At 71.7% G+C, this 19,072-nt stretch carries 14 protein-coding genes and 1 pseudogene; 10 read left to right on the top strand and 5 right to left on the bottom strand.

What is annotated here, in order from left to right:
* Positions 1 to 62 precede the first annotated feature (62 nt).
* Together ACGFWE_RS12780 and ACGFWE_RS12775 are read right to left on the bottom strand one after the other, a co-directional pair.
* Positions 63 to 607 (bottom strand): annotated as a pseudogene (locus ACGFWE_RS12780) (two-component system response regulator).
* A gap of 13 nt (positions 608 to 620) precedes the next feature.
* Positions 621 to 4,751: a HAMP domain-containing protein gene (locus ACGFWE_RS12775; RefSeq protein WP_352383847.1), complete on the bottom strand. Its 4,131-nt coding sequence runs from the start codon at positions 4,749 to 4,751 to the stop codon at positions 621 to 623.
* A gap of 102 nt (positions 4,752 to 4,853) precedes the next feature.
* On the opposite strand from ACGFWE_RS12775, the gene ACGFWE_RS12770 reads away from it, so the two are divergent.
* Together ACGFWE_RS12770 and hemW are read left to right on the top strand one after the other, a co-directional pair.
* Positions 4,854 to 6,833, top strand: a complete 1,980-nt coding sequence (locus ACGFWE_RS12770; protein ID WP_393599781.1) for a SpoIIE family protein phosphatase — start codon at positions 4,854 to 4,856, stop codon at positions 6,831 to 6,833.
* A gap of 30 nt (positions 6,834 to 6,863) precedes the next feature.
* Entirely contained in the window at positions 6,864 to 8,096 is a 1,233-nt protein-coding gene (hemW, locus tag ACGFWE_RS12765; RefSeq protein WP_393599779.1) for a radical SAM family heme chaperone HemW, read from the top strand.
* Positions 8,097 to 8,307: 211 nt separating this feature from the next.
* On the opposite strand, the gene ACGFWE_RS12760 is transcribed toward hemW, so the two are convergent.
* Both ACGFWE_RS12760 and ACGFWE_RS12755 read right to left on the bottom strand, forming a co-directional pair.
* On the bottom strand, positions 8,308 to 9,114 hold the full coding sequence (locus tag ACGFWE_RS12760; protein WP_352383842.1) for a DUF3097 domain-containing protein: 807 nt from the start codon (positions 9,112 to 9,114) through the stop codon (positions 8,308 to 8,310).
* Between the two features lie 34 nt (positions 9,115 to 9,148).
* Positions 9,149 to 9,877: an MBL fold metallo-hydrolase gene (locus tag ACGFWE_RS12755; RefSeq protein WP_393599777.1), complete on the bottom strand. Its 729-nt coding sequence runs from the start codon at positions 9,875 to 9,877 to the stop codon at positions 9,149 to 9,151.
* Positions 9,878 to 10,027: 150 nt separating this feature from the next.
* Between ACGFWE_RS12755 and hrcA the strand changes: the two genes are divergently transcribed.
* Genes hrcA through ACGFWE_RS12730 form a run of 5 tightly spaced genes read left to right on the top strand, consistent with a single transcriptional unit; the run spans position 10,028 to position 14,469 of the window.
* Positions 10,028 to 11,044, top strand: coding sequence for a heat-inducible transcriptional repressor HrcA (gene hrcA, locus ACGFWE_RS12750; protein WP_352383839.1), 1,017 nt, complete (start codon positions 10,028 to 10,030; stop codon positions 11,042 to 11,044).
* A complete protein-coding gene (dnaJ, locus tag ACGFWE_RS12745) occupies positions 11,045 to 12,184 on the top strand; it encodes a molecular chaperone DnaJ (RefSeq protein WP_352383837.1) in 1,140 nt (379 codons plus the stop codon). It begins immediately after the preceding gene.
* A 52-nt stretch (positions 12,185 to 12,236) separates the two neighbouring features.
* Positions 12,237 to 13,313 (top strand): nitronate monooxygenase, encoded by a 1,077-nt coding sequence (locus tag ACGFWE_RS12740; protein WP_352383835.1) that lies wholly within the window; start codon positions 12,237 to 12,239, stop codon positions 13,311 to 13,313.
* The gene (locus ACGFWE_RS12735) at positions 13,310 to 14,059 is read left to right on the top strand and encodes a 16S rRNA (uracil(1498)-N(3))-methyltransferase (protein WP_393599774.1); all 750 of its coding nucleotides are present in this window, start codon (positions 13,310 to 13,312) and stop codon (positions 14,057 to 14,059) included. Before ACGFWE_RS12740 ends, ACGFWE_RS12735 begins: the two co-directional genes overlap by 4 nt.
* Before the next feature lie 17 nt (positions 14,060 to 14,076).
* Positions 14,077 to 14,469 carry a VOC family protein gene (locus ACGFWE_RS12730; RefSeq protein ID WP_352383832.1) on the top strand — a complete coding sequence of 131 codons (393 nt, stop codon included), beginning with the start codon at positions 14,077 to 14,079 and terminating at the stop codon, positions 14,467 to 14,469.
* On the opposite strand, the gene ACGFWE_RS12725 is transcribed toward ACGFWE_RS12730, so the two are convergent.
* Positions 14,411 to 14,800: a hypothetical protein gene (locus tag ACGFWE_RS12725; RefSeq protein WP_393599772.1), complete on the bottom strand. Its 390-nt coding sequence runs from the start codon at positions 14,798 to 14,800 to the stop codon at positions 14,411 to 14,413. The two genes, ACGFWE_RS12730 and ACGFWE_RS12725, sit on opposite strands and share 59 nt — an antisense overlap.
* An 81-nt stretch (positions 14,801 to 14,881) precedes the next feature.
* Between ACGFWE_RS12725 and ACGFWE_RS12720 the strand changes: the two genes are divergently transcribed.
* The 3 genes from ACGFWE_RS12720 to ACGFWE_RS12710 are packed head-to-tail and all read left to right on the top strand — an operon-like array spanning position 14,882 to position 19,066.
* Positions 14,882 to 15,415, top strand: a complete 534-nt coding sequence (locus ACGFWE_RS12720) for a hypothetical protein (protein WP_393599771.1) — start codon at positions 14,882 to 14,884, stop codon at positions 15,413 to 15,415.
* Positions 15,416 to 15,460: 45 nt separating this feature from the next.
* Positions 15,461 to 18,679, top strand: a complete 3,219-nt coding sequence (locus tag ACGFWE_RS12715) for a S41 family peptidase (protein ID WP_393599769.1) — start codon at positions 15,461 to 15,463, stop codon at positions 18,677 to 18,679.
* A 33-nt stretch (positions 18,680 to 18,712) separates the two neighbouring features.
* Positions 18,713 to 19,066 carry a histidine triad nucleotide-binding protein gene (locus ACGFWE_RS12710; protein WP_352383825.1) on the top strand — a complete coding sequence of 118 codons (354 nt, stop codon included), beginning with the start codon at positions 18,713 to 18,715 and terminating at the stop codon, positions 19,064 to 19,066.
* The last annotated feature ends 6 nt before the right edge of the window (positions 19,067 to 19,072 follow it).

Below are 19,072 nucleotides of genomic sequence, written 5' to 3'. Positions count from 1 at the left end.
CTGCTTGGCGGCCGCGAGTTCGTCGTGGCTTGTCGCGCAGTTCCCCGCGCCCCTGAGGAATCTCACCGTTTCTCCAGAAGGTGGCGGAGTTCTTTGATCCTGGTGCGCTGAGGGTCCGGCAACTCCTCTTCGAGGTCTGCCAGTTGCCTGCTCACCTCCTCGTAGTCCGCCCGTTGCCGTGCCAGCAGCCGCTCCAGCTGCTGGTTCTTCCTGTGCAGTTCCAGGAACACGCTCACCTTCGCCCGCAGCACCCACGGGTCGAACGGCTTGGTCAGATAGTCCGCCGCGCCCGTCGCGTAGCCGCGGAAGGCGTACCCCGAGTCGTCGTCCGTGCCCGTGAGGAAGATGATCGGGACGTCCTTCGTCTGGTCCAGGCGTTTGATGTTCGCCGCCGTCTCGAAGCCGTCCATGCCGGCATGCGCACGTCCAGGAGGACCAGCGCGAACCGGCGGCGGAGCAGGGCCTTCATCGCCTCCTCGCCCGAACGGGCGCGGACCAGTGGTTCGTTGAGGGACCCGAGGACCGCCTCCAGTGCGATCAGGTTGTCCTCCATGTCGTCGACCAGGAGGATGCCGGCACCGTCGTCGGTCCTTGCCTCAGCGTTCATGTGACTGCCTCATTCAGTCGTCGGTGGGCTGAACCACCGCCTCCTCGGTCCCGGTCAGCTCCTGCGTCCGGGCGCCCTCGGGGTCCAGGAGGGCGCATACGACGGTCAGCAGCTGGTCGACGTCCACCGGCTTGGGCACGTAGTCGTTGGCGCCGCGCGCGATCGACTTCTCACGGTCTCCGGGCATCGCCTTCGCGGTGAGCGCGACGATGGGCAGACCGGTCCAGCGCGGGGTGCGGCGGATGGCGGCGATGGTCTCGTAGCCGTCCATCTCCGGCATCATGATGTCCATCAGGACGAGCTCGACGTCCGGGTTGCGCTCCAGGGTCTCGATGCCCTCGCGGCCGTTCTCCGCGTACAGGACCGGCATGCCGACGCGGCCCAGCACATGGGTGAGGGCGAAGACGTTGCGGATGTCGTCGTCGACGATCAGCACCCGCCTGCCGGACAGCACCTGGCCCGCCCGGCCCGACTTCCACGCCTCCAGCCTGGTGGGCGCGGGCCACGAGTCCTCGGCGTCGTGGGCGGTCGGATAGGGCTCGGTGGACAGGTCCTCCGGGCTCGGCAGGGGGTGGTCCTCGGTGGTCGGGCCGGTCGCCGTGTGGCCGGGGCTGACGACGGGGACGTAGAGCGTGAAGGTGGACCCCTTGCCGGGTTCGCTCTCGGCGACGATCCGGCCGCCCAGCAGACCCGCGATCTCCCGGCTGATGGACAGACCGAGCCCCGTGCCGCCGTACTTGCGGTTGGTCGTGCCGTCGGCCTGCTGGAACGCCTCGAAGATCACCGGGAGTTTCTCCCGCGCGATGCCGATGCCGGTGTCGGAGACCGCGAAGGCCACCACGTCGTCGCTGTCGCGGACGTACCGGCGCTCGGGGTCCTTGATGCGGGTCACGCGCAGTTCGACCCGGCCCGAGGCGGTGAACTTGATCGCGTTGGAGAGCAGGTTGCGCAGGATCTGCTGGAGGCGCTGTTCGTCGGAGTACATCTCGCGCGGCACGGCCTCGCCGACCGCCAGCTCGAAGGCGAGCCCCCGGTCCAGGGTGAGCGGGCGGAAGGTGGCGTGGACGTAGTCGAGCAGCTTGATGAGCGGCAGCTTCTTCGGGCGTACGTCCATCCGGCCGGCCTCGATCTTCGACAGGTCCAGGATGTCGTTGATCAGCTGGAGCAGGTCCGAGCCCGAGCGGTGGATGGTCGTCGCGAACTGCACTTCCTGGTCGGAGAGACGGCCGTCCGGGTTGTCGGAGAGCAGCCTGGCCAGGATCAGCAGGGAGTTCAGCGGGGTGCGCAGTTCGTGCGACATGTTCGCCAGGAACTCCGACTTGTACTGGGAGGAGGTCGCCAGCAGGGCCGCCTTCTCCTCCAGTTCGGCGTTCGAGCGCTGCAACTCCGCCTGCTGCATCTGGAGTTCGTCCGAGCGCTCCTGGAGCTGCATCGCCAGGCGCTGGGACTCGCCCAGCAGGGACTCGGTGCGGGAGTTGGCGATGATGGTGTTGATGGCGACGCCGATGGTGTTCACGAACTGGTCGAAGAACGCCAGGTGGACATCGGAGAAGCGGGAGAAGGACGCCAGCTCGATCACGCCGAGGAGCTTGTCCTCGAAGAGGATCGGGATGATGACGACACTGCTCGGGGCCGCCTCACCCAGCCCGCTGTTGATCTTGATGTAGTCCGGCGGGGCCTCCTCCACCAGGATCCGCTTCTTCTCGCGGGCCGCCTGGCGCACCAGACCGTGCACCGGCATGCCGCCGGTGTCGACGGTCGCGCCCTGCGCCGAGCCGTAGCCCGCGATGAACGCCAGTCCCTTCGCGGGAACGGCGGTGTGCAGCGAGGCGCCGTCCTCGTCCGGGTCGGCCAGGAAGAACGCGCCGTACTGGGCGTTCACCAGCGGGGTCAGCTCGCGCAGGATCAGGTCGGCGACCTCCATCAGGTCCCGGTGCCCCTGCATCAGGGCGGCCAGGCGGGCGAGGTTGGACTCCAGCCAGTCCTTGGCCCGGGTCGTCTCGCGGAGGTTGGCCACCATCAGGTTGATGTTGTCCTTGAGCTCGGTGACCTCGCCCTGGGTCTCCACGGTGATGGCGCGGGACATGTCTCCCTGGGCCACCGCGGAGGCGACCTCGGCGATCGCGCGGACCTGGGTGGTCAGGTTGGAGGCGAGCTCGTTCACGTTGGTCGTCAGGCGCTTCCAGGTGCCGTACACGCCCTCCACGCGTGCCTGGCCGCCGAGTTGGCCCTCGCTGCCGACCTCGCGGGCCACGCGGGTGACCTCGGAGGAGAAGGAGGAGAGCGTGTCGACCATGGTGTTGATGGCGGTCTTCAGCTCCAGGATCTCGCCGCGCGCGTCGACGTCGATCTTCTTGGAGAGGTCGCCGTTGGCGACGGCCGTGGTCACCTGGGCGATGTTGCGGACCTGCGAAGTGAGGTTGTCGGCCATGTAGTTGACGTTGTCGGTCAGGTCCCGCCAGACCCCGGAGACGCCGAGGACCTGGGCCCGGCCGCCGAGCCGGCCGTCGGTGCCGACCTCGCGGGCCACCCGGGTGACCTCGTCGGCGAAGGCCCGCAGCTGCTCCACCATCGTGTTGACGGTGTCCTTCAGTTCGAGGATCTCGCCGCGGGCGTCGACCGTGATCTTCTTGGAGAGGTCGCCGTTGGCGACGGCGGTCGTCACCTGCGCGATGTTCCGGACCTGTGACGTCAGGTTCAGGGCCATGAAGTTGACGTTGTCGGTGAGGTCCTTCCAGACGCCGGACACGCCCCGCACCTGCGCCTGACCGCCGAGGTTGCCCTCGGTGCCGACCTCGCGGGCCACGCGGGTGACCTCGTCGGCGAAGGCGGAGAGCTGGTCGACCATGGTGTTGATGGTGGACTTCAGCTCCAGGATCTCGCCCTTGGCCTCGACCGTGATCTTCTTGCCGAGGTCGCCCTGGGCCACCGCGGTCGACACCAGTGCGATGTTGCGGACCTGCGAGGTCAGGTTGTCCGCCATGAAGTTGACGTTGTCGGTGAGGTCCTTCCAGACGCCCGACACGCCCCGCACCTGGGCCCGGCCGCCGAGGTTGCCCTCGGTGCCGACCTCGCGGGCCACGCGGGTGACCTCGTCGGCGAAGGCCGACAACTGGTCGACCATGGTGTTGATCGTGGACTTGAGCTCAAGGATCTCGCCCTGCGCGTCGACCGTGATCTTCTGACTCAGGTCGCCGTTGGCCACCGCCGTCGTCACCTGGGCGATGTTGCGGACCTGCGACGTCAGGTTCGAGGCCATGAAGTTGACGTTGTCGGTGAGGTCCTTCCAGACCCCGGACACCCCGCGCACCTGGGCCCGGCCGCCCAACTGCCCCTCGGTGCCGACCTCGCGGGCCACCCGGGTCACCTCGTCGGCGAAGGCGGAGAGCTGGTCGACCATCGTGTTCACGGTCAGCTTCAGTTCGAGCAGCTCGCCCGTCGCCTCGACCGTGACCGTACGGGTCAGGTCGCCGCGGGCCACCGCCGTGGTCACCAGGGCGATGTCCCGGACCTGGGCGGTCAGCCGGGAGGCCATGGTGTTGACCGCCTCGGTCACATCGCGCCAACTCCCCGAAAGCCCGGTCACCTTGGCCCGCCCGCCGAGCCGGCCCTCGGTGCCGACCTCACGGGCCACCCGGGTCACCTCGCCGGTGAACAGGGAGAGCTGGTCGACCATCTTGTTCACGGCCCGGCCCAGCCGTCGCAGATCACCGCGCAGCTGCCGGTTGCCGTCGTGCAGGTCGACCCGCTGGGTCAGATCGCCGCCGGCCACCGCGTCCAGGACCCGGGTCGCGTTGGCGGCCGGGACCACCAGGGCGTCGAGCAGCTGGTTCACGTCGTTGACCCGCGAGGTCCAGGTGCCCTGCCCGGGGCTGGGGGAGAGGCGTTCGTCGAGCCGGCCGTGCCGCACCAGCTCCCGCTTCACCCGGTTGACCTCACCGGTGAAGTGGACATTGCGGTCCACCAACTGGTTGAAGACAGCCGTCAGTTCGGCCACGATCCCGTCCCCGGACTCCGGCATCCGGCGGAAGGCGCCGTCGCGGGCAGCGGTCATCGCGGCGAGCAGGGGACGCAGATCCGATGCTCGAATCCGGTCGGCGTGCTGTCCTTCTTCGAGCACAGGCGTACCACTGTTCTCACTCATGGCGGCCCACTTCGGTAACTCGGCGCTTATGGGCGTGGCCAGTCTGTCACTCTGTCCGCATCGACCGAGGTGTATTCGTCCGAACTGCTCCGGGAGACGGACATGGGGGCCATTCCTGCGCAACGGGAGTCCGTTGCCCGTGCGTCCGACCCGCCCGCGCGGGGCGGCGACGGCACGCTCCCGCACGTCCACGCAGCCTTCCCCGGCGGCCCGCTCGCCCCGGGCTCGGCCCGCGCCCTGTTACGGGCGGCGGTCGCCGAATGGGCCGAACTCGCCCTGCCCGGAACCGAGTTCCTCAGCGACCGGCAGGGCGACGACGCCGTGGTCGTGGTCAGTGAGCTCGTCACCAACGCCGTCGTGCACGCGGGCACCGACATCGAGGTGGACTGCCGTCTGGAGGCGCACACCGGCGCCCTCGTCGTCGAGGTCCTCGACCACCACCCCTCCCGCGCCCCTCGCGACGGCGACCCCGAAGCCTCGTACGGCACGGCGGAGTACGGGCGCGGACTGCGCCTGGTCGCCGCCCTCGCCGAGACCTGGGGCATCACCTACCGCACCGGCGCCAAGACCGTGTGGGCGCAGTTGCCGCCGGGAGGGAAGGACACCCTCGACGGGCTCCAGGCGTACGCCGGGGAGAAGGCGCGCGAGCGGGGGCTGCGGGTCGCCGGGATACTCGCCCCGGAACCACCCCCGAACCAGGCCCCGGCCCCCGCCCCACCCGCCTCCCACGGTGAGCCGGACCGGGACTGGCTCGATCGCAGTGCCCTGTCCTTCCTCGCCGAGGCCTCCGACCTGCTCGCCGGGCAGCTCGACGAGAACCTGGTCGCCGCGCTCGCCGGCCAGCTGATCGTGCCGCGGCTGGCCGACTGGTGCGCGGTGTGGATGGAGGACGAGGTCGCCGGCCGCTGGGGCGCCCCTCGCCCGGGCGAGGACGGGACGGGCCGGGGTGAGGGCGCTGTGTCCGGGCCCCGGCTGGCCCGCGTGTGGCACTGCTCCGAGACCCGGATCGAGGAGCTGCGGCAGGCGCTGGAGAAGGAGCCACCGGGCCCCTCGGGGCCGGACCACTCCGGGCCCGTGCCGTTCCCCTGGCCCGGCGAGGCGCTGGGCCCGCACGGCACACACGGCTCCGCGCTCGCCTACCGCCTCACCGCGGGCGGCCGCCCGCTGGGCACCCTGGTCATCGGCAGGGCCGGGCTGATCTCCTTCCCCGACGAGATCACCGGGCTCGTCGAGGATCTCAGCCGCAGGGTCGCGCTCGCCATCGGCGCGGCCCGCCAGTACGCGCGCCAGGCCACCATCAGCGCGGTCCTCCAGCGCGGTCTGCTGCCCGGCGCGGTCGCCGAGATCCCCGGGGTACGCAGCGCCCTGATGTACGAGCCGTACGACAAGGGCGGACCCAGCGGCGACTTCTACGACCTCTTCCCGGCCGGTGACGGCCGCTGGTGCTTCGCCGTCGGCGACGTCCAGGGCAAGGGCCCCGAGGCGGCCGTGGTGATCGGGCTGGCGCGGCCATGGCTCCGGCTGCTGGCCCGTGAGGGCTACCGCGTCGCCGACGTCCTGGACCGGCTCAACCAGCTGCTCCTCGACGACGCCACGGAGGCCGCCGACGCCGCCGCCCGAGCCCTGGCGGCCGCGGGCGGACGCCCCATGAACCCCGGTGACGGCCCGCAGAACCGCTTCCTCTCCCTCCTCTACGGGGAACTGGCGCCCTTCGACGGCGGAGTGCGCTGCACCCTCGCCTCCGCCGGACATCCGCTGCCGCTGCTGCTCGGCTCGGGCGGTGACGTCCGTACGGCCGCGCGGCCCCAGACCCTGCTCGGGGTCGTCGAGGACGAGACGTACACCAGTGAGACCTTCGAGCTGAAGCCCGGTGACACCCTGCTGTGTGTCACCGACGGGGTGACCGAGCGGCGCAGCGGCCCCCGGCAGTTCGACGACGAGGACGGGCTCGCGGAGGCGCTCGCCGGGTGCGCGGGACTGGACGCCGAGCTGATCGCGGAGCGGATCAAACGGCTGGTGCACGAGTTCGGGGCACGGCCGCCGGAGGACGATCTGGCGCTGCTGGTGCTGCAGGCGGAGTAGGCGTCCGCGGGGTGCTGGACAATGGAGGACATGCCTTCCGCACTCCCCGACGGCGAACCCGTCCCCGACGACGGCTCACTCCCCGCGTCCGCGCTCACCGGGTCCGCCGACCGCCCTCTCGGCTTCTACCTGCACGTTCCGTACTGCGCGACCCGCTGCGGCTACTGCGACTTCAACACCTACACCGCGACCGAGCTGCGCGGTTCGGGCGGGGTGCTGGCCTCCCGCGACAACTACGCGGACTCGCTGATCGACGAGATCCGCCTGGCCCGGAAGGTCCTGGGCGACGACCCGCGCCCGGTGCGCACGGTCTTCGTCGGGGGCGGTACGCCGACGCTGCTGGCCGCCGGGGATCTCGTACGGATGCTGGGGGCGATCCGTGACGAGTTCGGGCTGGCCGCGGACGCGGAGGTGACCACCGAGGCGAACCCGGAGTCGGTGGACCCGGCGTATCTGGCGGTGCTGCGGGAGGGCGGCTTCAACCGGGTGTCCTTCGGGATGCAGAGCGCGAAGCAGCACGTCCTGAAGGTGCTGGACCGCACGCACACGCCGGGGCGGCCCGAGGCGTGCGTGGCGGAGGCCCGCGCGGCGGGGTTCTCGCACGTCAACCTCGACCTGATCTACGGCACTCCCGGTGAGTCCGACGACGACTGGCGGGCGTCCCTTCAGGCGGCGATCGGCGCCGGCCCCGACCATGTGTCGGCGTACGCGCTGATCGTCGAAGAGGGCACGCAGCTGGCCCGTCGTATCCGTCGGGGTGAGGTGCCGATGACGGACGACGACGTGCACGCGGACCGCTATCTGATCGCGGACTCGGTGCTGGCGGAGGCCGGATTCGACTGGTACGAGGTGTCGAACTGGGCCACCTCCGAGGCGGGCCGCTGCCTGCACAACGAGCTGTACTGGCGGGGCGCCGACTGGTGGGGCGCCGGACCCGGGGCCCACTCGCACGTGGGCGGGGTGCGGTGGTGGAACGTGAAGCATCCCGGCGCGTACGCGGCGGCGCTGGCCTCCGGGAAGTCACCGGGGGCGGGCCGTGAGCTGCTCTCGGAGGAGGACCGGCGGGTCGAGCGGATCCTGCTGGAGCTGAGGCTGCGGGAGGGGGCGCCGCTGTCGCTGCTCCGGGAGGAGGGGCTCGCGGCGTCCCGGCGGGCGCTGGGGGAGGGGCTGCTGGAGAGCGGGCCCTACGCGGAGGGGCGTGCCGTGCTGACGCTGCGGGGGCGGTTGCTGGCGGACGCGGTGGTCAGGGACCTGGTGGATTAGGCGCCTGGTGGGGGTGACGCGCCGGGTTGTGGGGCGGCTGCGGATTCGTTGTGGCTGGTCGCGCAGTTCCCCGCGCCCCTGAGTAGGTTGCGGCTGCGGTCCGTCACACGCCCACGCAGCTGCACCCACCCAAGGGGCGTGGGGAACCGCGCGACCAGCCCGAACCGGCCCGCAGCCCTACGCCCCGCCCGCAGCTCGCCGCGCGTATCCGCTACGGCGCCGTGACGAAGTCGATCAGTTCCTCCACCCGGCCCAGCAGCTCCGGCTCCAGGTCCCGGTAGGACCCCACCCGCTTCAGGATCGCCTGCCACACCGCGCCCGTGTTCTCCGACGGCCAGCCCAGGGCCCTGCACACGCCCGTCTTCCAGTCCTGGCCGCGCGGTACCCGCGGCCACGCCTCGATGCCCAGGGCCGACGGCTTCACGGCCTCCCAGATGTCGATGTACGGGTGCCCGACGACCAGGGCGTGCTCGCTGGTCACCGACGCGGCGATACGGGACTCCTTGCTGCCCGGCACCAGGTGGTCCACCAGGACGCCGAGCCGGGCGTCCGGGCCCGGCGCGAACTCGGCCACGATCGACGGCAGGTCGTCCACGCCCTCCAGGTACTCCACGACCACGCCCTCGATGCGCAGGTCGTCGCCCCAGACCTTCTCCACCAGTTCCGCGTCGTGACGGCCCTCGACGTAGATCCGGCCGGCGCGGGCCACGCGTGCGCGTGCGCCGGGGACGGCCACCGACCCGGACGCGGTACGGGAGGGTCGTACCGGACCGCTCGAAGGCGGTTTCACCAGCGTCACCACGCGGCCCTCCAGGAGGAAACCGCGGGGCTCCAGCGGGAACACCCGGTGCTTGCCGAAGCGGTCCTCCAGAGTGACCGTGCCCGCCTCGCAGCGGATCACCGCGCCGCAGAAGCCCGTGCCCGGCTCCTCGACCACCAGGCCGGGCTCGGCGGGTACCTCGGCCACCGGTTTCGGCTTCTTCCACGGAGGGGTCAGGTCGGCGGAGTACTGGCGCATTCGGATGACGATAGGAGAACCGGCCCGGGGATCACTACGACACGCCGAAACGCGCGGCCAGCGCGTCCCGCTGCGCCCGCACGAACCCCGCGTCCACCACCGCTCCGTGACCGGGCACGTACAGCGCGTCCTCGCCGCCCAGTGCCAGCAGCCGGTCCAGCGCGGCGGGCCAGTGCGCCGGTACGGCGTCCGGTCCCGCCTGCGGTTCGCCCGACTCCTCGACCAGGTCGCCGCAGAAGACGACCTCCGGGGCGCCGGGGACGAGGACGGCGAGGTCGTGGGCCGTGTGACCGGGGCCGACGTTCGCCAGCAGGACCTGGCGGCCGTCGCCGAGGTCGAGCGTCCACTCGCCCGAGACGTGATGCCGGGGCGAGACGAGGGCGTCCACCGCCTCGTCGGCCACCGCCGGGTCCAGTCCGTTGCGCACCGCGTCCGCCCGCAGTTCCGCGCGGCCGCGCCGCCCCGCCAGCACCGTCTCCACGCCCACCGCGCCGAACACCTCCGCCCCCGCGAACGCCGCCGCACCGAAGACATGGTCGAAGTGGGGGTGGGTGAGCGCGAGATGGGTCACACGGTGGCCGGCCAGTTCCTCGGCCTGCGCGCGCAGCCGGGCACCCTCCGCGAGGCCCGAGCCCGCGTCCACCAACAGGGCCGTGCCCGCGCCGATCACCAGGCCCGCCGTACAGTCCCAGCCCGGCAGCCGGCACCGTCCCACCCCGGCCGCGACCCGCTCCCACCCGAGCTCTTCCCAAGTCACCGTCATACCGCGACGCTAGCCGTACGACCGGTCCTGCCAGGACCAGCCTTGCCCGAGGAGTACCCCACCGCCGTACACTGGCCCGGGGACGCTGGCACTCGGGGAGACAGAGTGCCAGGCAAGGCGCCAAGGGAACGACTTCTGGAGGTGTGCGCGATGCTGAGTGAACGCAGGCTTCAGGTGTTGCGCGCCATCGTCCAGGACTATGTCGGCACCGAGGAGCCGGTCGGGTCGAAGGCCCTGACCGAGCGGCACAACCTCGGAGTCTCCCCGGCGACCGTCCGCAACGACATGGCGGTCCTGGAGGACGAGGGGTTCATCGCCCAGCCGCACACCAGTGCCGGGCGGATCCCGACCGACAAGGGCTACCGGCTGTTCGTCGACAAACTGGCGGGCGTCAAGCCGATGACCGCGCCCGAGCGGCGCGCGATCCAGAACTTCCTCGACGGCGCCGTGGACCTCGACGACGTCGTGGCCCGCACCGTGCGGCTGCTCGCGCAGCTCACGCGGCAGGTGGCCGTCGTGCAGTACCCGTCCCTCACCCGCTCGACCGTGCGGCACGTGGAACTGCTCTCGCTCGCCCCGGCGCGCGTGATGCTCGTGCTGATCACGGACACCGGCCGGGTCGAGCAGCGCATGGTCGACTGCCCGGCCCCCTTCGGCGAGGCCTCGCTCGCCGATCTGCGGGCGCGGCTCAACAGCCGGATCGCCGGGCGGCGGTTCGCCGATGTGCCGCAACTGGTCGAGGACCTGCCCGAAGGCTTCGACGTCGAGGACCGGGGTACGGTCTCGACAGTGCTCTCCACTCTCCTGGAGACGCTCGTCGAGGAGAACGAGGAGCGGCTGATGATCGGCGGCACCGCCAATCTCACCCGCTTCGGACATGACTTTCCCCTCACCATCCGGCCAGTCCTCGAGGCGCTGGAGGAGCAGGTCGTGCTCCTCAAGCTCCTTGGCGAGGCCGGGGATTCGGGCATGACCGTACGCATCGGTCACGAGAACGCCTACGAGGGACTCAACTCAACTTCAGTGGTGTCGGTCGGCTACGGTTCGGGCAACGAGGCAGTCGCCAAGCTCGGCGTGGTCGGACCGACCCGCATGGATTACCCGGGAACGATGGGAGCGGTACGCGCAGTGGCACGGTACGTCGGACAGATCCTGGCGGAGTCGTAAGTGGCCACGGACTACTACGCCGTTCTCGGCGTGCGCCGCGACGCGTCGCAGGAAGAGATCAAGAAGGCCTTCCGTCGGCTCGCTCGCGAGCTGCACCCGGATGTCAACCCTGATCCGAAGACCCAGGAGCGGTTCAAGGAGATCAACGCCGCTTACGAGGTGCTCTCGGACCCGCAGAAGAAGCAGGTCTACGACCTCGGCGGTGACCCGCTCTCGCAGGCCGGCGGCGGTGGCGCGGGCGGCTTCGGGGCCGGTGGGTTCGGGAACTTCTCGGACATCATGGACGCGTTCTTCGGTACGGCGTCGCAGCGGGGTCCGCGTTCGCGCACCCGGCGCGGCCAGGACGCGATGATCCGGCTGGAGATCGAGCTCGACGAGGCGGCCTTCGGCACGACGAAGGACATCCAGGTCGACACGGCGATCGTCTGCACCACCTGCAGTGGTGAGGGCGCGGCGCCGGGGACCTCGGCCCAGACGTGTGACATGTGCCGCGGCCGCGGTGAGGTGTCGCAGGTGACGCGGTCCTTCCTGGGCCAGGTCATGACGTCCCGACCGTGCCCGCAGTGCCAGGGCTTCGGCACCGTGGTCCCGACCCCGTGCCCCGAGTGCGCCGGCGACGGCCGGGTCCGCTCGCGTCGCACACTCACCGTGAAGATCCCGGCCGGTGTGGACAACGGCACCCGGATCCAGCTCGCGGGCGAGGGCGAGGTCGGCCCCGGTGGCGGTCCCGCCGGTGACCTGTACGTCGAGATCCATGAACTCCCGCACTCGCAGTTCCAGCGGCGTGGCGACGACCTGCACTGCACGGTCACGCTCCCGATGACGGCGGCGTCACTCGGCACGAAGGTGCCGCTGGAGACCCTCGACGGCCTGGAGGAGGTCGACATCCGGCCCGGTACCCAGTCCGGCCAGTCGATCCCCCTGCACAGCCGGGGCGTCACCCACCTGCGCGGCGGCGGCCGGGGCGACCTCATCGTCCACGTCGAGGTCCAGACCCCGACCAAGCTGGACCCCGAGCAGGAGCGCCTCCTGCGCGAGCTGGCCATACTCCGCGGCGAGGAACGGCCCACGGGGCAGTTCCAGCCGGGGCAGCAGGGGCTGTTCTCGCGGTTGAAGGACGCGTTCAACGGCCGTACGTGAGCTGTCCAAGGGCCGATTCGGACTTGTTCGGAGGACGTGACAACATGCCGTCATGTCCTCCGCACTGACCGATCTCTTCCCTCATCCGATCGTGCAGGCCCCCATGGCGGGCGGCGTCTCCGTGCCGCGCCTCGCCGCCGCCGTGTCCGATGCGGGCGGGCTCGGATTCCTCGCCGCCGGGTACAAGACGGCCGACGGGTTGTACCAGGAGATCAAGCAGCTGCGCGGGCTGACCGGACGCCCCTTCGGCGTCAACCTCTTCATGCCGCAGCCCGAGTACGCCGACCCGGCGGCCGTCGAGGTCTACGCCCACCAGCTGGCCGGCGAGGCCACCTGGTACGACACCGAGCTCGGCGACCGCGACAGCGGCCGTGACGACGGGTACGACGCCAAGCTCGCCGTACTGCTCGACAACCCCGTGCCGGTGGCCTCCTTCCACTTCGGCATCCCGAGCAGCGAGGCCCTGGAGTCGCTGCGCCGCGCCGGCACCTTCACCCTCGTCACCGCGACCACCCCCGAAGAGGCCCTCGCCGTGCAGTACGCGGGCGCCGACGCGGTCATCGCGCAGGGCGTCGAGGCCGGCGGTCACCAGGGCACCCACCGGGACTTCCCCGAGCAGGACGGCTCCGGCCTCGGACTCCTCTCCCTGGTCGCCCAGATCCGCGAGACGGTGACCATCCCGGTCGTCGCCGCCGGCGGCATCATGCGCGGCAGCCAGATCGCCGCCGTCCTCGCCGCCGGCGCGTGCGCGGCCCAGCTCGGCACGGCGTTCCTCGCCAGCCACGAGTCCGGCGCCCACGACGTGCACAAGCAGGCGCTGACCAACCCGCTCTACGTCCGCACCGAGCTGACCCGCGCCTTCTCCGGCAGACCGGCCCGTGGCCTGGTCAACCGGTTCCTGCGCGAGCACGGACCGTACGCGCCCGCCGCCTACCCCGAGGTCCACCACCTCACCGCCCCGCTCCGCAAGGCCGCCGCCAAGGCCAAGGACGCCCAGGGCATGGCGCTGTGGGCGGGCCAGGGCCACCGGATGGCACGGGACCTGCCCGCGGGACAGCTCGTGGAGATACTCGCGGCCGAACTCGACGCAGCGAGGACAGCGTTGTCGGGCAAGGGAGACCTGCGATGACCGCACCGGTGTTCGTGGTCGAGCACTTCGACGCGGGCGGCGACGGACGGTACGTCCTCGACGGCCCCGAAGGCCGCCACGCCGTCTCAGTGAAGCGGCTCCAGCCCGGCGAGGACGTCATCCTCACCGACGGCGCCGGACGCCGGGCCGACTGCGTGGTGCTCGCCGCCGAGGGCAAGGACCGGCTGATCGTCCAGCTGGACTCGGTGACCGAGGAACCTCAGGCCCAGCCCCGTATCACCGTCGTCCAGGCCCTCCCCAAGGGCGACCGCGGTGAACTCGCCGTCGAGACCATGACCGAGGTCGGTGTCGACGCCATCGTGCCCTGGCAGGCGGCCCGCTGCATCACGCAGTGGAAGGGCGACCGGGGCCTGAAGGCGCTCGGCAAGTGGCGGGCCACCGCCCGCGAGGCCGGCAAGCAGTCCCGCCGGGTCCGCTTCCCCGAGATCGCGGACGCGGCAAGCACCAAGCAGGTTGCCGCACTTCTCGCCAAAGCCGACTTCGCCGCCGTGCTCCACTCCGACTTCGAACGCGGCAGCGAGCCGCTGGCCACGGCCGGACTCCCCGACGAGGGCGAGATCGTGCTGGTCGTCGGCCCCGAAGGAGGCGTCGCGAAGGACGAGTTGGCGCTCTTCGAGGAGGCCGGTGCGCGCGCCTACGTCCTCGGGCCCACCGTGCTGCGTACGTCGACCGCCGGAACCGCGGCGACCGCTCTGCTCCTCGGCCGTACCGGCCGCTGGTCCTGACCCCTGGAAGGACGGCTGTGGAACTCGCCCAAGTACGCCTGCTCGTCACCGACTTCGCCGCCTGCTACCGCTTCTACGCCGAGGTCCTCGGCCTCAAGCCCCAGTCGGGGGCGACGCAGGGGCCGTACGAGAAGTTCAGCCCCGCCACCGGCTCGGCGGGCATCGCCCTGCAGGACCGGTCGATGATGGCGGCGGTCCTCGGCGAACTGGGCGACACGGCCAACGGCCACCGCTCCCTGGTCGTGCTGCGCGTCGATGACCTGGACACCTACTGCGAGCAGATCGCCGCCCGCGGCGCCACCCTGCTGCACGGCCCGTCCCCGATGACGGACCGCATGCGCGTCGCCCACCTCAAGGACCCGGAGGGGAACCTGGTGGAACTCCAGGAGTGGCTGCTGCTGCGCACCTGAGCACCGCGTCGAACAAGTCCCAGCCGTCCAACTCGGCTGCACCGGGCAGGAGTCCGCGGTCCGTCGCCTCGTCGACGAGACGGCGTACGGTACCGGGCTCGTTCAGATGGAGCGCCCTGCCGGGGCCCGTCGCCACAAAGCCGTCGTGCGCGTAGCAGCAGGAGATGCCCCGGCCCTCGCCCTCCCGGAAGACGATCCGGGTGCGGACCCCGTCGAGGACCAGGTGGAGCACATCGCGGCAGCCATCGCCGTCGCGGTGCTTGTGCCGGAGGCTCCACCTGTAGGTTCGGTCGCCCACGACGAGCTTTCTCACCGCACCGTCTTTGCGCATCCGCCCACCGTAGCCCGACCGGCGCACAGGTGGCCGTATGCGCCCTACCATCCCGGGCGGGACGGTGGCAGGCTGCCCTCCATGGTGGCGTTGAGACGGAACGGGCGTCGGCCGCGCGGGGTGCGAGTGGCCGGTGTGGCCGGGGGTGTGGTGCTGGCCGTGGGCGGGGTCGCCGCCTGCGATCCGACCGGTGCGGTCAGCTCCGCGACCGTGGCGTACACCACCGACCAGCTGGTCACCAAGGAGCTGAACCGACAGAAGGCCGACGTGAGTTGGCTGACCTGCACGGCCTCGTACGACAACGGCGACCGGACGCCGAGTTCCAGTGTGAACACCGTCGCCACCGTCGACTGCGACGGGAAGACACGGGACGGCAAGGACATCACCGTCAAGGGCAAGGTGACCCGGACCGTCAGCGGCGCGTGTGTGCGCGGGGACCTCACCGCCACCGTCGGCGGCAGACAGTGGTTCCGCGTCGACGGGCTCGGCGACTGCAACGCCACACCCACGCCCCCGGCCGGCAACCCGCGGCAGCCCGGCCCGACCGTCACCGTGACCGTCACCAAGACGATCTGGTGCCAGAACGACCCGCAGTGCTGGCCCGACGGCAAGTGATCGAAACCTCTGTGCACGGGCACCGCCCGTGCGTAGGGTAATCGGGTGACACAGCCTGCGACGTCTGCATATCTCCGGTTTCCGCACCTGCGGGGCGAGTTGGTGGCCTTCACCGCCGAGGACGACGTGTGGCTCGCGCCGCTCGACGGCGGGCGCGCCTGGCGGGTCAGCGCGGACAACGTGCCGGTCACCCACCCCCGTATCTCGCCCGACGGCACCACCGTCGCCTGGACCTCCGCCCGCGACGGCGCCCCCGAGGTGCACATCGCCCCGGCCGACGGCGGACCGGCCAGAAGGCTGACCCACTGGGGCAGCGCACGCACGCAGGTGCGCGGCTGGACCCCGGACGGCGAGGTCCTCGCGATCACCACGCACGGCCAGGCCAGCCTGCGCCGCAGCTGGGCGCACACCGTCCCGCTCGACGGCGGCCCCGGCACCACCCTGCCGTACGGCCCCGTCGGCCATGTCGCCCACGGCCCGGCGACCGTGATCCTCTCCGCGCCCATGGGCCGCGAGGCCGCCTGGTGGAAGCGGTACCGGGGCGGTACGGCGGGCAAGTTGTGGATCGATCCCGAGGGCGACGGCGAATTCGTACGCCTGCATGAGGAGTTGGACGGAAACCTGGAGTACCCCGTGTGGGCGGGCGACCGGATCGCCTTCCTCTCCGACCACGAGGGCACCGGGGCCGTCTACTCCTCCCTCGCCGACGGCTCCGACCTGCGCCGGCACACCCCCCTCGACGGCTACTACGCCCGGCACGCGGCGGGCGACGGCACCCGGATCGTCTACACCTCCGCCGGCGAGCTGTGGATCCTCGACGACCTCGACGGCGCCGAACCGCGCCGCCTGGAGGTCCGGCTCGGCGGACAGCGCGCCGACCGGCAGCCGTTCCCCGTGGACGCCTCCCGCTGGTTCGGCTCGGCCGCCCCCGACCACACCGCGCGCGGCAGCGCGGTCGCCGTACGCGGAGCCGTCCACTGGGTCACCCACCGCTCGGGCCCGGCCCGCGCGCTGGCCGCCGAACCCGGCGTCCGGGCCCGGCTGCCGCGCACCTTCCGCACCGAGGGCGAGGAGTGGGTGGTGTGGGTGACGGACGCGGAGGGCGACGACGCCCTGGAGTTCGCGCCCGCCACCGGACTCGCCCCCGGCGCCACCCCGCGCCGCCTCGCCGCCGGACAGCTCGGCCGCGTCCTGGGTCTCGCCATGGCCCCCGACGGCAGCCGGGCCGCGGTCGCCGCGCACGACGGCCGCGTGCTGCTCGTCGAGCGGGAGACCGGCGAGGTCCGCGAGGTCGACCGCAGCGACGACGGCGACGTACGGGGCCTGACCTTCTCGCCGGACTCGGCCTGGCTCGCCTGGTCGCACCCCGGCCCCGCCCCGCTCTGCCAGCTCCGCCTCGCCAACACCACCGACCTGTCGGTCACCGAGGCGACCCCGCTGCGCTTCCAGGACTACGCCCCCGCCTTCACCCTCGACGGCAAGCACCTGGCCTTCCTGTCCAACCGCTCCTTCGACCCCGTCTACGACGAGCACGTCTTCGACCTCGCCTTCGTGGTCGGCGACCGCCCGCACCTGATCACCCTGGCCGCGACCACCCCGTCCCCCTTCGGCCCGCAGCGCCACGGCCGCCCCTTCGAGGCCCCCGACAAGGACGAGACCCCCGACAGCGAGGGCACCCCGGCCACCCGTATCGACTTGGAAGGGCTCGCCGACCGGATCGTGCCCTTCCCGGTGGAGGCCGGCCGCTACTCCAACCTGCGCGCGGCCAAGGACGGCGTGCTGTGGCTGCGCCACCCCGTCCAGGGTGTCCTCGGCTCCTCCCGGGCCACCCCCGACGACCCCGACCCCAAGACCGACCTCCAGCGCTACGACCTCGCCCAGCAGCGCCTCGAACACCTCGCCGCCGACGCCGACCACTTCGCCGTCAGCGGCGACGGCAAGCGGGTCCTGCTGTGGACCGACGGCCGTCTGAAGGTCGTACCGAGCGACCGCCGTGCCTCGAGCGACGACGACAGCGACACGAACATCTCCGTCGACCTCGGCCGCATCCGGCAGACCGTCGACCCGTCGGCCGAGTGGCGGCAGATGTACGAGGAGACCGGCCGCATCATGCGGGACCACTTCTGGCGGCCCGACATGAGCGGCGTCGACTGGAACGGCGTCCTGGACCGCTACCGCCCGGTCCTTGACCGCCTGGCCACCCACGACGACCTCGTCGACCTCCTGTGGGAGGTGCACGGCGAACTCGGCACCTCCCACGCCTACGTCACCCCCCGCGGCGGCCACGGCGGTCACGGCCCCCGGCAGGGCCTGCTCGGCGCGGACATCTCCCGCCACGACGACGGCCCCCAGGGCTCGGCCCAGTGGCGCATCGACCGCATCCTGCCGACCGAGACCTCCGACCCCGCCGCCCGCTCCCCGCTCGCCGCACCCGGCGTCGCGGTGCGTGCCGGGGACGCGATCGTCGCGGTCGGCGGCCGGCCGGTCGACCCGGTCACCGGCCCCGGCCCGCTCCTGGTCGGCACGGCCGGCCGGCCGATCGAACTCACCGTCTCCCCGTCCGGCGGCGGCGACCTGCGCCACGCCGTGGTCGTCCCGGTCTCCGACGAGGAGCCCCTGCGCTACCACGCCTGGGTCGCCGACCGTCGCGCCTACGTGCACGAGAAGTCCGGCGGACGGCTCGGGTATCTGCACGTCCCGGACATGCAGGCCCCCGGCTGGGCCCAGATCCACCGCGATCTGCGCGTCGAGGTGGCCCGCGAGGGCCTGGTGGTCGACGTGCGCGAGAACCGCGGCGGCCACACCTCCCAACTTGTCGTCGAGAAGCTGGCCCGCCGGATCGTCGGCTGGGCGGTACCGCGGGGGATGACCCCGTACAGCTACCCGCGCGACGCGCCGAGGGGCCCGGTCGTCGCCGTGGCCAACGAGTTCTCCGGCTCCGACGGCGACATCGTCAACGCGGCGATCAAGGCGCTGGACATCGGCCCGGTCGTCGGCACCCGCACGTGGGGCGGGGTCATCGGGATCGACAGCCGCTACCGCCTGGTCGACGGCACGCTGATCACCCAGCCGAAGTACGCCTTCTGGCTGGAGGGCTACGAGTGGGGCGTCGAGAACCACGGGGTCGACCCGGACGTGGAGGTCCTCCAGCGGCCGCAGGACTACGCGGCGGGCCGGGACGCCCAGCTGGACGAGGCGGTGAGGATCGCCCTGGAGGCACTGGACAGCGCTCCTGCCAAGATTCCGCCGACTCTGCCTGACTAAGATGCCCCCGAGATCCGAGGCGAAAGGAACACCATGCCAGGGGAACCCCAGGGCGACTGCCTGTTCTGCAAGATCGTCGAAGGCCAGATCCCGGCCACGATCGTCCGGGAGACGGACACCACCGTCGCCTTCAGGGACATCAACCCCCAGGCCCCCACCCACGTCCTCGTCATCCCCAAGGCCCACTACGAGAACGCCGCCGCCCTCGCCACCGCCGCCCCGGAACTGGCCGCGGACGTCCTCCGGGCGACCGAGGCCGTCGCGGAACAGGAAAAGCTGGAGAGCTACCGCACCGTCTTCAACACGGGCACCGGCGCCGGACAAACGGTCTGGCACGCCCACGCCCATGTGATCGGCGGCCGCGGCCTCCACTGGCCCCCCGGGTAAATCCCC

This window comes from Streptomyces sp. NPDC048523, from assembly GCF_043199815.1.
Lineage (GTDB): Bacteria > Actinomycetota > Actinomycetes > Streptomycetales > Streptomycetaceae > Streptomyces.
The sequence above is the reverse complement of the archived record's forward strand: the minus strand, read 5'-3'. Positions and strand labels throughout refer to the sequence as shown.